The 16830-nt window shown below is 37.1% G+C and carries 8 protein-coding genes; 2 read left to right on the forward strand and 6 right to left on the reverse strand.

The features are described 5' to 3' along the window. Window positions 1–3408 carry an isoleucine--tRNA ligase gene (gene ileS / locus ACJJVI_RS07170; RefSeq protein ID WP_405351197.1) on the reverse strand — a complete coding sequence of 1136 codons (3408 nt, stop codon included), beginning with the start codon at window positions 3406–3408 and terminating at the stop codon, window positions 1–3. Window positions 3409–3592: 184 nt separating this feature from the next. Between ileS and ACJJVI_RS07175 the strand changes: the two genes are divergently transcribed. Next, window positions 3593–4831 (forward strand): M48 family metalloprotease, encoded by a 1239-nt coding sequence (locus ACJJVI_RS07175; RefSeq protein ID WP_405351199.1) that lies wholly within the window; start codon window positions 3593–3595, stop codon window positions 4829–4831. Continuing rightward, entirely contained in the window at window positions 4794–10289 is a 5496-nt protein-coding gene (locus ACJJVI_RS07180) for an AAA domain-containing protein (protein ID WP_405351201.1), read from the forward strand. The genes ACJJVI_RS07175 and ACJJVI_RS07180 overlap by 38 nt, the downstream gene beginning before the upstream one ends. A gap of 28 nt (window positions 10290–10317) precedes the next feature. Here the strand turns inward: ACJJVI_RS07180 and ACJJVI_RS07185 are convergent, their stop codons facing one another. The 5 genes from ACJJVI_RS07185 to ACJJVI_RS07205 form a co-directional block, all read right to left on the reverse strand. Beyond that, the gene (locus ACJJVI_RS07185; protein WP_405351203.1) at window positions 10318–12774 is read right to left on the reverse strand and encodes a ligase-associated DNA damage response DEXH box helicase; all 2457 of its coding nucleotides are present in this window, start codon (window positions 12772–12774) and stop codon (window positions 10318–10320) included. Next, window positions 12767–14404, reverse strand: a complete 1638-nt coding sequence (locus ACJJVI_RS07190) for an ATP-dependent DNA ligase (protein ID WP_405351205.1) — start codon at window positions 14402–14404, stop codon at window positions 12767–12769. Before ACJJVI_RS07190 ends, ACJJVI_RS07185 begins: the two co-directional genes overlap by 8 nt. 5 nt (window positions 14405–14409) lie before the next feature. After that, a complete protein-coding gene (locus ACJJVI_RS07195; RefSeq protein ID WP_405351207.1) occupies window positions 14410–15471 on the reverse strand; it encodes a ligase-associated DNA damage response exonuclease in 1062 nt (353 codons plus the stop codon). 54 nt (window positions 15472–15525) lie between these two features. Continuing rightward, on the reverse strand, window positions 15526–16044 hold the full coding sequence (locus ACJJVI_RS07200) for a hypothetical protein (protein ID WP_405351208.1): 519 nt from the start codon (window positions 16042–16044) through the stop codon (window positions 15526–15528). Window positions 16045–16146: 102 nt separating this feature from the next. Beyond that, window positions 16147–16824 carry a hypothetical protein gene (locus ACJJVI_RS07205; protein WP_042245601.1) on the reverse strand — a complete coding sequence of 226 codons (678 nt, stop codon included), beginning with the start codon at window positions 16822–16824 and terminating at the stop codon, window positions 16147–16149. Window positions 16825–16830 lie beyond the last annotated feature (6 nt).

The raw sequence follows: 16830 nt of genomic DNA on the forward strand, positions 1-16830 counted from the left end.
CTATATTTTTTTAATCTGTATTGAGGTCACAATGTCGTCAAATTCAACAATCGTACCATTATCTACAGTTTGTATTAATGTTAAATCATCTGCTAGTGTTTCATCCATGATGTATTTCTCATTAGAATGAACTGCGTCGTCAATCTCATTTTGCGATTGTATCACAATATTGATACGATCTGTTACCTCGAGACCTGAGTCTTTTCTTATGTTTTGAATACGATTCACAAGTTCTCGTGAAATCCCTTCCTTTTTAAGCTCGGGCGATATTGTTACATCTAGTGCAACGGTAATTCCAGATTGATTTGCTACTAGCCATCCTTCTATGTCTGAAGATGTAATCTCTACATCTTCAAGGGTCAAGATAATTGCATTTCCATTTACTTCCACCTCTTTCTGACCAGTTTTTTCTAACAAAGCGATATCTTCTTGTTGAAAACTTTTGATCTTACCGGCTATTTGTCCCATCACTTTACCAAAACGCGGGCCTAAAGCTTTAAAGTTAGGTTTGATTTCTTTTACTAATATTCCGCTAGCATCGTCTATTAACTCTATCTCTTTTACGTTTACTTCGCTCTTTACAAGATCTGCAATTGCTTCTATTTGTGCTTTGTCTTTTACATCTAGAACCGGTATCATAATACGCTGTAAAGGCTGGCGTACTTTGATGCTTTCCTTTTTACGTAATGATAAAGTAAGACTAGATATCACTTGTGCTTTGTGCATTTTTTCTTCTAAAGCTGCGTCTATTAGAGACTCATCTGCTTTAGGGAATAATGCAAGGTGTACACTTTCACTTGCGTTGCTTTCACAAACACTAGTTAAATCGCGGTATAGTTGATCCATAAAGAATGGAGCAATAGGTGCGCCTAATTGTGCAACCGTTTTAAGACAAGTATAAAGCGTCTGGTAGGCAGCAATTTTATCTTGCTCATAAGTTCCTTTCCAGAAACGTCTTCTACATAAACGTACGTACCAGTTACTTAAGTTCTCAGTCACAAAAGTGGTGATGGCTCTAGCAGCCTTTGTAGGTTCATAATCTTCATAGAATGCTGTGGTATCTTTTATCAAAGTATTTAATTCAGATAAAACCCAACGGTCTATTTCTGGACGTTCTTCTAATGGAATGTTAGCTTCACTATACGTAAACCCATCTACGTTTGCATACAGACTAAAGAAAGAATACGTGTTATAAAGTGTACCGAAAAACTTACGTTGCACTTCTGTGATACCGTCTAAGTCAAATTTAAGGTTGTCCCATGGATTAGCATTACTCACCATGTACCAGCGAGTAGCATCTGCTCCATATTTACCTAAGGTTTCAAAGGGATCTGCTGCGTTACCTAGACGTTTAGACATTTTCTGTCCATTTTTATCTAGTACAAGTCCGTTAGAAACTACATTTTTATAAGCCACGTCATCACTTATCATGGTAGCGATAGCGTGTAGTGTGTAGAACCATCCACGAGTTTGATCCACACCTTCGGCAATGAAATCTGCTTTTCTAAGTTGGTTTTCTACTTCTTCTTTATTTTCAAAAGGATAGTGCCATTGAGAATATGGCATAGAACCAGAATCGAACCATACATCAATAAGGTCTGATTCACGTGTTAGTTTCTCTCCATTTTTACCTACTAGATAAATGTCGTCTACCACGTTTTTATGAAGATCTACAAGGTTGTAATTCTCTTCACTCATATCGCCAGTTTTAAAACCGGCAAAAGGATTAGAAGTCATAAATCCAGCTGCTACAGATTTCTCTATCTCTGCGGTAAGTTCTTCTATAGAACCTATAATCATTTCTTCAGTCCCAGTTTCATTTCTCCATATAGGCAATGGGATTCCCCAGAAACGAGAACGAGATAAATTCCAGTCGTTTGCATTTGCTAGCCAGTTACCAAATCTTCCTTCTCCGGTAGATTTAGGTTTCCAGTTGATAGATTTATTCAGTTCGTGCATGCGGTCTTTAAATTCCGTCACTTTAATGAACCAACTGTCTAGTGGATAGTATAAAACAGGCTTGTCAGTTCTCCAGCAATGTGGATAACTGTGGACATATTTTTCTACTTTAAAAGCACGATTCTGTTCTTTTAAAGCAATCGCGATATCTACATCTACAGAGCGTTCTGGCGCTTCTCCATCTGCAAAATATTCGTTCTTTACATATTTACCACCTACTTCAGGTAATTCATCTCTAAATTTTCCTTGAAGCGTTACTAGCGGTACTGGATTCTGATTTTCATCTAGAACCAACATCGGTGGAATAGGCGGATTTGCTTGTTTAGAAACCAGCGCATCGTCTGCACCAAATGTAGGTGCTGTGTGCACGATTCCTGTACCATCCTCAGTAGTTACAAAGTCTCCTGCGATTACTCTGTAAGCATCTTGTGCGTTTTCATACGGTTGTGCATATGGCAACAACTGCTCGTATCTTAAATTTACCAGATCAGTTCCTTTACAAGAACCTAATAACTGATAAGGGATTTTTTTATCTCCTAATTTGTATTCTAGTTTCGCTTTCGCGAAAGCGTCACCTTCTAAATGCTCATACTTCTTGCCAAACTGGTAGCTCACTAATTTCTCAGCAAGAATCACCTGCATAGGTTCTCCAGTATATTGGTTAAAAGTCTCAGCTAGTACATAATCGATTTTAGGACCAACGGTAAGCGCAGTGTTAGATGGCAGTGTCCATGGAGTAGTAGTCCAAGCAAGGAAAAATACATTTCCATTGTTTTCAAATGGTAATTTTGATGGGTCTTCTACTTTAAACTGTGCTGTAACTGTTGTGTCTGTAACATCTTGATAAGTTCCAGGCTGGTTCAACTCGTGCGAGCTCAGTCCAGTTCCTGCAGCCGGAGAATAGGGTTGTATCGTGTATCCTTTATAAAGCAAATCTTTAGAATAGATTTCTTTTAATAACCACCATACAGATTCCATGTATTTAGATTTATAAGTAATATATGGATCTTCCATATCTACCCAGTAACCCATGTCATCAGTAAGCTTGCTCCATATGTCGGTGTATTTTAATACCGCATCTTTACAGGCTTGATTATATTCTTCTACAGATATTTTAGTGCCTATGTCTTCTTTAGTTATGCCTAGTGCTTTTTCTACACCTAGTTCTACAGGTAAACCATGAGTATCCCATCCTGCTTTACGGTTAACTTGATAACCTTGTTGGGTTTTAAAACGACAAAATAAATCCTTAATCGTACGACCCATAACGTGGTGGATACCAGGTAATCCGTTTGCAGATGGTGGTCCTTCAAAGAAAATAAAAGGTTCATTTCCTTCACGAGTCGTCATGGACTTGTTAAAAATGTCGTTTTCCTTCCAGAAGTTTTTGATGCGTTCATCTACTTCAGGTAGGTTCAATCCTTTGTATTCGTTGAATTTCTTACTCATCACACAGGTGTTTTAAAGCTGGCAAAAGTACGGAAATTTGGACACTTATAAAGCGCTAAATATCTAACTTGAGTCTGGTTTTTGAAAAGCTTTTATCATCATTTATTTTCCTAATAGAATCTTACATCAAGAAAAACTAAATCCTTAAATTTAAAACTTAATATTCACGCAGTAAAAGATATTCATGTCACAAGATGTCATTGAGACTACGGCTGTTCTAGAGCCTTTTCCTTATCATAAAATGTTGAGAGACCATTTAAAAAGTCGGAAAAAGACCTGGCAATGGTTTAAAGATGAGAAAATTAAAACGCAACAGATAGAGTCCTTCAAAAAAGAACTTCTTAAAAACACCTACAGACTCGATACAGACAGTCATCGCAATCTATACCAGATGGCGCAAGACATATGTGTAGATTTAAATATAGATGCACAGGTTACATTATATCAAGAGAATAATAGCTTACAGTTAAACGCAAGCATATCAGTTATAGATCAAGAAGCTCACATTGTATTCTCAGGTAATATATTGCAATTGCTGGATGAAAAACAACTTAAAGCATTACTAGCGCACGAGTTATCTCATTATCTATTCTATAAATTAGAAGATGGAGAGTATGAGATCACACAACGTATCATTCTTGCTTTAGCAAACGATTCTCGTAGTGAAGATAGTATCATTGAAACTGCACGTGTTTTCCAATTATACCTCGAGCTTTTCTGTGATGCAGGTGCATTTAAATCATGCCGAGAGCATTACACAGTCATTCAAATGTTGATCAAGCTTAATACAGGTCTGTCAGAAGTAAATGCGCAAAGCTATCTCGACCAAGCAAAAGAAATTATTAGTCAGGATGATGAAGCCACAAATCAACAAACCCATCCAGAATCATACATACGTAGTATCGCTCTAGATTTAAAAGCGCGCAGCTCTCGAGAATATCACGAGGACTTACACAAACTCATAGAGGGAAAATGGGATATCAACAGTCTAGATATTTTTGAGCAAGAAAAAACTAGAGCACTATCTAGGGATTTTATACAAATCATACTGCGACCACAATGGATGAATTCTAGTGCGGTACTCAATCTCGCTCAACAGTTTTTTACAGATTTCGCAAGAGAAAAAGAAGTGGATACAACTAAACTGTTGGAACGTTTGAAACACACCACACCTAGTACAAAAAGTTATTTGTCTTATGTCCTATTAGATTTTGCTAGAATCGATAGCGAATTAGAAAAACTACCTATTGCACATACCTTAGAAATAGCAGAATTGCTTGGTCTAATAGAAGAATACGAACGAGTTCTTAGAAAAGAACTCAAACTTACCGTTCGCAGTTTTAAAGACTTAAAGCAAGAGGCGATGACGGATTTGAGCAACGTTAATGAAAACCAAGATAACAGCATCTACGATAATGAGTGATTATAAAGCAAGTTTTTTTAGTCTTTTAGATGAGGTTAAAGATCATGGCGGTAGTACCACGGCAGATTTTATTGCACGTGTATTACCGCTTATAGAAAAGGCTCATTTTTTGAGGTCTCGCAATCTCGTGTTAGGGATTTATTCTATTGAAGATATTTACTTTAATGGAAGAATCATCTCCATAGATTCTGAAGGAAAAGAGTTTAGAACAGGAGAGCACAAGATATTTAAAAAACCTAAACAGCGCTATGCGGTTGAAGTAAGTGGTAATTATAGTGAAATAAGTAAGATTGAAGGTGATGATTATGACCAGCACATCTATGATGATGAGGCGATTCAAGAGGATTTTGAAAAACCTGTTACTAAGCCTGTTTACCTTGCACGATATAAAAGTTGGGATTTAGAAACAGGACATTATGATCCTATTACTGAGATTTTTACACTAGGCTTTATACTAGCTTCAGTCGCATATGGTATAGATTTTAGAGACATTGACGAGCTTAAGCGTTTTATAGAAAACCGTGAGCGCTTATATTTCTATAACAAAGATTTACATCCTACCATACATCACGTGATTAGGGAAATGACACCTTTGTACAGAGAAGATCGTGCGCCTAGTCTTGAAGAAATCATTGCGAAACTCAAAAATTACCGAGATTTCAATCCAGAGAATTACATTGATTTAACAGATACTGAAGGGTTCCGTAATTTAAATCTGTCAGACCGTGGTAGCTATATTCTAGATAAATTAAAACGTAGACTTTTTGATATTTCGCGCAGGAATAAATTGCTTTACTTTAATGACCGTGGTGGTTTCTTAAACTTGACAGAAGCCTCAGTGCCTATGTTGCTGGACTATAAAAACATCACTGAAAAAGATTTAATTTTTTGGAACGCTCATATTCAAACGCAGTTCATTTCAAAGAAAAAAGTCAATCTTAATAGATATTTAGAACTTGATAAAAACAGATTTTTAAGTCCAGCACTTAATAAAATAAGACTCGAGGCGCGCAAGAGTAAAAATGAATACGGTTTTGATCAATTGCGTGTTGTTGTTGCTTTTTTGCACTGGTATAATTTTAAAGAAAGTGAAGATGAGCGTATCAGTTCGCCGCTGTTATTATTACCAGTTTGTTTGGTAAAAAAGAAAGGTGTTAAAGATCGTTTTGAACTAAATGTAAATGATACTGAGGCAGAGATCAACCCAGTATTAAGTTACTATCTTAAAGATTTATACGGTATTGAATTACCAGATTTTATAGACCTAGAAACCAGTTCTATTGAAGAGCTTGTTCAAAGCATCAAAAACCAAATCTCACTAGGTGGTACGGGAATCGATTTAAGATGGAGAGACAAGCCTAAAATCCAGTTAATTCACAAGCTTGCAAAACGCAACTTCAAACTTAAAAAGCGCAAACTTTCTAATCGTAATTCTGGTTTAAGCACACGCAGTTATGACTATTCTTATGACGCTCAAAATGTAAAACCATTAGGGCTTGCTATTTTCAATAACCTTATTGCCAAAAAGCATAACGAGCTCGAGTATATCATTAATGAGGATATCAACCCATATAGTGATCTTGCTGTTGCAGAGCGCCGCCGCAGTTTTTATCATACCGATAATGATGGAGATGTAAATCCCTTGGTATGGGAAGTGGATACTTGTAACATGACTATAGGTAATTTTAAGTACCGTAAGATGAGTCTTGTACGAGATTATTCTGAGATTTTAAAAGCCGATATTAAAGATGAGGTCTTTGATGAACTCTTCAGTGAGCAGCCCAAGAAAATGAATCTCGATGGTTATCAAAAAAGTGGTTTAGCAGACTTATATCCCATTATCCAGTCAGATCCTACACAATCTCAAGCCGTTTTAAGAGCTCGGTCTGGCGAGAATTATATCATTCAAGGACCACCAGGAACCGGTAAGTCGCAAACCATTACTAACCTCATTGCTGATTATGTAGCTAGAGATCAAAAAGTGCTTTTTGTTTGTGAAAAACGTGCCGCTTTAGATGTGGTTTTTCACCGTTTGAAAAATAAAAAACTAGATGAGTTGTGTTGCCTGATCCACGATTCTCAAACCGATAAAAAAGCCTTTATAATGAATCTCAAGGATACCTATGAGGCCTTTATGAAGAAGGATATGAGTACTTCTACGCTTTCGCGAAAGCGTGAAAAAATCATCAATCAAATAGAAACGCATCTAGGGAAGTTAGAGCATTTTCACGATACGATGCGTGATGGGATGCCACCACTTTTTGAGCTGTTTCAAGAGTTGATTACCTATTACCAAACCAAAGAAAAGCTCAGTGATAACGAGTTAATTTATGTTCCGTTTTATAAGGAATGGAAAGAAAATGAAACATGGATAACCGAAATGATTGCTCAAATAAAATTGAATAATCACGGACATAATATTTCAGATTATGCGCTAAATGGATTATCTCAAGGATTACTTGATGTACCTAATTCTAAAGGAGTTGTTCTAGAAAAAATAGAAGCAACGGTGAGTTTGTTAGATCGTCTCAATGAACTCCTCGATGAACAAGAAGTTACTGTCAGGACACAATCTGTTGCCGCATGGCGATTAGAATTTGATTTTGCATCTAAGGTTTCAAAAATAGTAGCTCAAAATGCGTTAGGAATTTTTGATAGCAGCACGATTGCAGCTTCTAACTTAGATAACTTCAATAGAAAAATAGAGAAGCAAAAAAGGTTGTATTTAAGATTAGTAGAAGAAAATAAAAACTGGAAACAAAAATTAAATACTGTTGATGCTAAAATTGCTCAAGAACAATGGCAACGATTAGATGGTTCTTTTTTTAAATTCTTAAACCCTAGCTGGTATAGAATAAAAAATCAACTTAAGGCTGCTTATAATTTTAGGGCTCATAATATTGCGCCTTCTATAGAGTCTGTGTTAAAGACCTTAAATGAGGAATATGCAGCACTAGAATCTTTAGAGCAACAACGAGAAGAAGCCGCCAACAAATTTGGTTTAGAAGATTTTGTAAGCGACTATGAATGGATCAAACAACAGCAGCTAGATCCTGATGACATCATTAAAAGCTGGATGGCGACAGATCATACATCATATGTGAATAGCCTATTAGGTTTTAAATTAGATTTTGATCAATTTGATGAGAATTTAAATCAACTATTTACAAATTGTGATCATCACTTACTCTCTCAAATAGAAGATAAATTACAACGTGGTAAGGCTAGTATTCATACTATAGGGCTTTTTACACCTTATATCATGCAATTACAGTCTACAAGTAAAGAGATGCAAGATAACTTGCGCCGTAAACCATGGCAAACTGGCGACATCGCTTTCCATACCGCTTATAAATCTTTAAAAGAGGTTTATGATAAAGAGCCTGTATTCTCTCAAACCAGTGAAGATATCCTTGCTAGTTCCGTACGCAGTGTAGATGCTTTACTAGATAGTTATTATGAATCTAATGTAGCTTTTATACGTTCTAAGATTAGAGATAAGTTCTTAAATAAAGTGCGCATTACAGAATCTGTTGCAGCACAATTAACACCAGAAGAAAAAATCCTTAAAAAGAAATATAATGCTTCTCGACGTGTATTAGAAAATGAGTTTGGCAAAAGTATGCGTTATAAATCCATACGTGAGCTAGCTACTGGAGAGGCACAAGAAATAATGACTACTTTAAAACCAGTATGGTTAATGAGTCCGTTGAGTGTCAGTGATTCTATGCCTATTGACACGTCAATATTTGACGTAGTAATCTATGATGAAGCTTCTCAAATCACGGTAGAAGAAGGCGTTCCATCCTTATTTAGAACGCATCAAACGATTATAGTAGGTGATGAAATGCAAATGCCGCCTACAAACTTCTTTAGTTCTAACACTACAGATCAAGAAGAAGATGAAGAAGAGACCGAAGAGAAAACAGGAATTATGCTGGATGCAGATAGCCTCTTAAATCAAGGCGCTAGAAAATTGAGTTCCGTCATGCTAGGATGGCATTATCGCAGTCGTCGAGAGAGTTTAATTAGTTTTAGTAATGCCGCTTTTTATAAACGCAATTTACTTACCATACCTGACAGTCGTATCCCTAATGCAGGTATAGAGCCGCTGGAGCCTATTATCACGCCAGATCAAGAAATAGATTCTCAAGATGTGCTCAAGCGCAGCATCAGTTTTCATTATATGGAAAATGCGGTATATCATAAACGTGTTAATAAAGACGAGGCGACTTACATCGCAAATATGGTACGCACGTTTCTTATGGAAGATGTGAAAAAAAGCATAGGTATTGTTGCATTCTCTATGGCGCAACAAAGCGAGATAGAAGAAGCACTGGATAAACTAGCTCAAGAAGATCCACATTTTGGGAAAATGCTAGAAGAAGAATATCAGCGTACAGAAGAAGATCAGTTCGTGGGATTATTTGTTAAGAATCTAGAGAATGTTCAAGGCGATGAGCGTGATATAATTATCATGAGTATTTGCTACGGTTTTAATAATCAAGGTAAGATGTTTATGAACTTTGGACCTATCAATAGACGTGGTGGAGAAAAACGATTGAATGTAATTTTCTCACGTGCAAAGCGCAATATGATTATTGTTTCTTCTATTCTCGCGGCAAATATTAAGAACGATTATAATGAAGGAGCTAATTATTTTAAACGTTTTCTCGCTTACGCAAAATTTATTAGCGATGGACAATTAGAGTCAGCAAATGGTATTTTAGACAGCTTACATCTTGATGACGACGAAGAAGAAAGAACAAAACGCTTACCAATTATTAATCAACTTAAAACTGTTCTTGAAAAAGATGGTTATATCGTTGATAGAGCTATAGGTCAATCGCATTTTAAATGTGATCTCGCCTTGCGTAAAAGTGATAGTGAGTCTTATGAGCTTGCTATTTTAATAGATCGTTCTACACACTATGCCACTGATGATATTTTAGAACAATACAGTCAAAAACCAGCAGTTCTTAAAGCATTTGGGTGGAAATTACAACATATCTATAGTAAGGACTGGCTCGAGCAACCAGAGCGTGTGCTAGAAAAAATTCGTCAAAAACTAGAAGGGAAAGAAGAAGATCCAGAAGATCCAGAAGAACTTGAATCTGAACTCGAACGTGAGAATCAAATAGATGCTGTTGAAGAAATAAAGTCTAATGATGAAAGCTCAAACACTTTAATACCTGAAGTACTTGAAACGGAACTTGAACCTGAAACGGCACAAAGACCTCAAGGCAACCTTACTTTTAAGCGTTATGAATTTGTAGAAGGTTCTAGTAATAAATACTGGGAAATCGCCGTAGATGGATTTGATATCATAACCAGATATGGTCGTATAGATAACAAACCTCAAGAAAATCGTAAGAGTCTTGATGATCAAGTTGCGGTTCTTAAAGAAGAAATGCGATTGATAGGAGTAAAGACAAGGAAAGGTTATCGAGCGGTTTAGTATTTAATTTCACGCTTTTATGTAACTATTATTCCCATTTCAACTGCATCCGCTTGATTCTATCCGCGAGCTTTTCACTGCTTAATTTTTCGCGTAAGCGGTCTGTGATGATCGGAAAAGAGAATGGTGTAGGTTTTTCACAGGCTTTCCAGATGATTTCTTGTTCCTGGATTCGTTCTAGTGCCTCACGCAAGCGGTATTCTTGGATGGCTTGTTCAAAGGTCTCGGTATACGCTTGTCTAAATAATAAATTATCAGGCTCATTATCACGGAAGACTTCAAAAAGTAGCTGACTGCTATTTTGCAGGTGTTTTGTTTTTACCGCTTTATTAGGATAACCCGTGAATACTAATCCAGATATGACGGCAATATCTCTAAACTGCCTACGAGCCATTTCTGTGGCATTCATGCTAGCCTGTAAGTCTTGTGATAACATCTCTGGTGTGAGTAAATCGTTGTCCAGAATCTCCTGCATGTCAAAGGCTTGGTCACTTAATATTTCAAATCCATAATCATTAAAAGCCAGTGAGAATGTGATAGGTTTTAATAAGCTGACTCGATAAGCGATTATTCCTGCCATAGCCTCGTGTACAAAACGTCCTTCAAAAGGATAAAAAACGGCATGATAACCTTCACGAGTTTTAAAAGTCTCGATTAAAAACTCACTCTTTTGCGGTACGATGCTTTCTAATTGCTGTCGCTGTATAATTTCTTTAAGTGCTTTTACTTCTGGTGTGCGTTTTTTGCCCGTTTGAAAGTTTTCCATTTCGTCACGTAGTAACTCTCCTAATTGTGCACTTAACGGCAGGCGACTACCTTGCCAACTAGAAACCGTATTAGTTTTTTTGGTCGTGTTTTTTACATGAGCAATCATCCCTTTTAAACGAATAAATTCTAGCGTGCGACCAGCAAAAATAAATACGTCACCACGATCCATTTTACTTATAAAATATTCTTCTACACTACCTATATAACCACCAGATTGATATTTTACCGTTACCAGTGTTGCTCCTACAATAGTTCCCATTTGCAAGCGATGACGCATGGCTATCTTTCTATCATCAATTAAATACCGACCGGTATCATCAATTTTTACTTTTTTATATTCATCATAGGATTGTAGAGAGGAACTACCGTAAACTATAAAATCCAGACACCATTTCCATTCTTCATCTGTAATCGCTGCAAAGCAGAATGTGTTTTTTACCTCAGGAAAAATCTCATCGGGATAAAAGCCACCAGACACTGCGAGTGTGCACAGGTACTGAATTAACACGTCATAACATAAAATATAAGGCAGTCGATCCTCTACGGCTTGTGTTGCGACAGCCTTTTGCAGCGCACTAGCTTCTATGAGTTCTAACGCATGCGTAGGTAAAAAATGAATCACACTGGTCTCTCCAGGTCTGTGACCAGAACGTCCTGCACGTTGTAGAAAACGTGCCACACCTTTAGGTCCGCCTACTTGAATGATGGTTTCTACAGGTGCAAAATCAACACCTAAATCCAGCGATGAGGTACATACACAAGCTTTTAAGCTTTCGTTTCTAATCGCGTTTTCTACCCATATGCGCGTTTCTTTATTAATCGATCCGTGATGCATTGCTACTTCACCAGCAAACTCAGGATGTTTTGTCATTAAGGATTGGAACCATAACTCACACTGCGCTCTTGTATTTGTAAAAATCAGTGTGGAACGACTAGAATTGATGATTTTAACGACATCTTCAAGTAAATGCAATCCTAGGTGACCACGCCATGGAAATTTATCCATACTTGCCGGAATAATGGATTGTACTTTGATGTCTTTTTTGATGTTCGCTTTAATTAATACGCTTTCGCGAAAGCGGTTTTCATCAACACCTAGCAACACTTCACGAGCTTGCTCTAGATTACCAATCGTAGCACTAATTCCCCAAACTCTGATATTTTTACTCAAGCCTAGAAGTCGAGAAATACCAAGTTCCATTTGAACACCACGTTTAGTTCCCAGAAGTTCGTGCCACTCATCAATAATGATAGCTTGACAATCTTTAAAAATCTTTGCGTGGTCTTTTGAGCCCAGTAAAAGATGTAAACTTTCTGGTGTGGTAATGAGTAAATCGGGCATAGATTTACGTTGAGCTGTACGTTCTTTTGTAGACGTATCACCACTACGTATTCCAACAGTAAAAGGCAAATCGATACCATCTACAAATCGTTGTGATGCCTGTGCGATTTCCTGACTTAACGACCGCAACGGAGTAATCCATATCGCTTTGAGCCCTTTTTTAGGTTTTTTCTTATAATCGGGATGCTTTTTTATGTAATCTAGAACTACGGCAACCCAAAGCGCATAGGTTTTTCCACTACCAGTAGGTGCGTTTAATAATCCATGCTTACCAGCTAAGAAGGCATCCCAAGTCTTTTTTTGAAATGGAAAAGCTTCCCAACCTTGCTGGTCGAAGTAATCCTCAGCTATTTTATGAAGTTGGGTTTTATTCATCCTTTAAAAATCCGCCGTCTTTAGGGATTAAAGCTTTTAAATCATCTAAAGTATTTGCTTCCTCTATAGGTTTATCTGTACGCCATCTTAAAATTCTAGGGAAACGTGTTGCAACTCCAGATTTATGACGCTTACTAGGTGCGATTCCTTCAAAGGCAATTTCAAAAACGTGATGAGGTGTTACAGATCTTACCGGACCAAAACGTTCTAAAGTGTTTTTTTTAATCCAAGCATCTATTTTTCTAAACTCTGCATCGGTAAGACCAGAGTAGGCTTTTGCAAAAGTGACGAGCTCACCATCGTTCCATAGACCAAAGGTGTAGTCTGTATAGAGATTTGCTCTACGACCATGACCGCGCATAGCATAGGTGAGCACTGCGTCGATAGTAAAAGGATCTACTTTCCATTTCCACCAGTCTCCTTTTTTGCGACCTACTAGATATGGACTGTCTTTGCGTTTAAGCATTAATCCTTCAGATTTACGATCTGCACTGCGTTCTCTTTCCTTGGCAATATCTTCCCAAGTTGTGAAGCTCATCGTTTCTGAAATAAGTAGCGGAAACATAGAATCACTTTCAATCAAATTTGCTTTCTCATTACTATCTAGAACTAATTTATCTAATAAAGCTCTACGTTCTTGAAAAGGTAATTCTCTAATGTCTTTTCCTTGCCACTCTAGTAAGTCATAAGCAACAATTACTACTGGTACATCTAAAAGTAATTTCTTACCAACAGTTTTACGGCCTATTCTAGTCTGTAGGTCATTAAAGTTAAGTATTTGTCCATTTTTATAAGGTAATATCTCGCCATCAATGACAGTTCCATCTGGAATAACATCTAGAAATTTTTGAAATTCTGGATATTTATCAGTCACTAGTTCTTCTCCACGTGACCACACAAAAATTTCTCCAGCTCTTATAATGGTTTGCGATCGGATTCCATCCCATTTATGCTCTGCGCTCCATTGTGTTACATCGCCTAAGTCTGAAACTTCATTTTCTACTGCATAGGCTAGATAGAATGGATACGGTTTGCCACGCATGGCGACTTCGTTATCTTCATAAACTAGTTCTTTAAAAGTAGTGTTTTCTCCGGTCCAGCTTCCCATAAGTTTATGTGCTAGAACGTCTTGATTAATATCTGTAGCCTGTGATAACGCACGAGTCATTAATTTTTGAGAAACTCCTATTCTAAAGCCACCAGTCATTATTTTATTAAAAACAAATCGCTCATAATAATTGAGTTTCAACCAGTTTTCTTGTAGATATGCTTTCTTTTCTGAATCTTCCTTTTTACGCAACTCAATGAGTTCTTGAATGATTTGAGAAAGTGATTTTTCAGAAGATTCATTTGTGGTAGGTAGAATTAGAGCAATAGTTTCGGCTAGGTCACCAACAATGTGATAGGATTCTTCAAATAGCCATAAGGGAATACCGCTAATTTCTGTCGCCCATTCTCGCATCAGTGTTGTGTTTACAGGGCGTTTAGGTCGTCTATGTGAAAGAATGGCAATGGTCCAGAGTTTATCCTCGTCTGTAGCGGTTTTAAAGTACTCTGTTAGTGCTGCCACTTTTAGAGTAGTTTTATTAGTGCCGTCTATGGTTCTTATGAGCTCTGCAAACTGTTTCATGGCGCCTATTTAGATGATGAAAAGTTTGTGTTAGATGGCTTTGAGTCATCCTCAATGATGGGTTTTTCGGCTTCATTTAAATTTTCACCTTCATATTGAGTACGTTCACTGATGGCGTTAAGGCCTTTTTCTTCTCTTAAATAACGGGCAAAGATATCTTGATAACCGTGTGTAGTGATGACATTTTCGCATCCGGTTGCGTCAATACTGTTTAATAATCCATCCCAATCGCAGTGATCAGATAATACAAAACCTTTATCGATTGCGCGTCTGCGTCGTGCTCCTCTAAATGCCATCCAACCACTAGCGCTTGCGGTAACATAAGGTACCATTTTGCGCATCCATGGACTACCATGGGCACTCGGTGGCGCTACTACTATATTACCTGCGAGTTCTTCTTTAGTCGTTTCTTTAGTAATTAAATAAGTAGGCGGGAAGTTTATGAGTTCTCTAAGTACTTCAGTCATTTTAAAAACAGCGCCATGACAGTAGATTTTCATTTGCGACGTGTCAAGATGTTTGATGAGCCGCTGTGCTTTACCTAGCGAATAAGCAAATAGTACAGATGTCTTACCATCTGCGTGATTTTGAGCACACCAATTGTTTACATCGTCCATTACTTGTGCTTGCTGTTGCCATTTAAAAGCAGGCAGTCCAAAAGTGCATTCTGTTATGAAGGTGTTGCATTTAACAGGCTGGTATGGTGTTGAGATTCCGTCATCTTCGGTTTTATAATCTCCTGTAAATACCCAAACTTCGTCATTGTGTTCTACACGTATCTGACTAGAGCCTGGGATGTGACCGGCAGGATGAAATGAGAATTTTACGTTATTGATGAGCAGGTTTTCGCCGTGAGCGATACTAGATACATTGATGTCACCAAGGCGATGTTTTATTATGGGTACATTATCGTGTTGTGTAATGTAATTTTTATGTCCCCATCGAGAGTGATCAGCATGTCCATGGGTTATAAGCGCTTTATCAACTGGTTGCCATGGGTCAAGATAGACTCTAGCAGCAGCGCAATAAATTCCTTTCTTAGTAAATTGTAGTAGAGGTTTACCCATTGCTTAAAATTAAGCACTGGTTTTGAGAAAGTATGTATGATTAAGAGAATTTTATTAGGGATTGATACTGTCTTTTTCTTCTAGCTCTAATTCTATTGCTTCTAGATTCTTTAACAGATTCTCTTTAGATTTTTGCTGAGCAAATACTTCCATCATCTGGATTTTAAATTCGTCTAGAGCTATTATTGCCTGATCATAGCGTTTTTGTTGATCTTTAGTGCTGTAAGCATTATGAGTTAGTAGAGCATGGTAAGATTTTATTCTAGTTTCTAGAACTTTTAATCGTGACTTAACTGGTTGATTTGCAATTTCATCTGGTATACTCACAATCATATCATCGATTGAGGTAGCCAGACGTTGTGCCGCCGCCGTGGAGTGGTCAAAGTTTTCTAATTCTGTTGTAAAGGTCTGGTATGCATCCCATTTAGTTGATAATTGCTGGGCTTCACCTCTTAAAGCCATGCGTGATGTCGCTGGGTCAAAAGAGATTTCTGTGCTTTGCTCGACTACAGGTGCTGTTTCTGGTGTCTCACCACAGGAAATAAGGAGCAGTAATATGAATAGGTAACGCATAGTTTTAAAACGTATAATTACAAAGATGATTATATTGTAGACATAAAAAAAGTATCCTGATAGAATCAAGATACTTTTTTGATTTTAATAAAAAGGTTAAGATTATTTATCCTTCATCTCTTCATTATATTCTTCAGTAGCGTCTAGGTACTTTTCTGTTGTACTTTGTTTTCTATTGCTATTGATTTCTTCCATATATTCCTCCATTGCATCTTCTTTATTGTCAACATATTTTTTACGAGCTTGGATAATTTCTTTTTCTAAATCGTCAAAGGCTTCCTGAATCTCTTCCATGTTTTCCTTATTGTTTTTAGTAGAAGCTTTTTCTCCCATACGTTCTTCTTCAAATTCAGCAATTTCTTTCTCTACATCTTCAATCGCATCTTGTACATCATCAATGCGCAAGTATGCTGGAATAGTAGACTTAAATGAATTAAAGCTAGTTCTTAAGCTTTCTGATTTGGTATTGATATTCTCTTCTGAGGTCGTTGATAATTCTGAGATATTAGTTCTTAAAACAGTATAAGAGTCATATCCTTTTATCGAGACAATTTTATCATCATTAACCTCTACATTACTTTCAAAGTCGTTAGCTAATTGGGAAACATTCTCTCTAGTATAAGTCATTGTATCTTGAATAGCGTCTTCGGCGTCTTCTGTAGTTTCTTCAACTTGTTCTGTAGTGTCTTCTACCATTTCTTCAAGTTCTTTATTTTCCTTGTCTTTACAAGCTATTAAGGTTACGGTCGCAAAAACTGCGATAATTAGTGTCTTTTTCATAGTATG

It is taken from the genome of Nonlabens sp. Asnod3-H03, from assembly GCF_045063665.1.
Taxonomy (GTDB): Bacteria; Bacteroidota; Bacteroidia; order Flavobacteriales; family Flavobacteriaceae; genus Nonlabens; species Nonlabens ulvanivorans.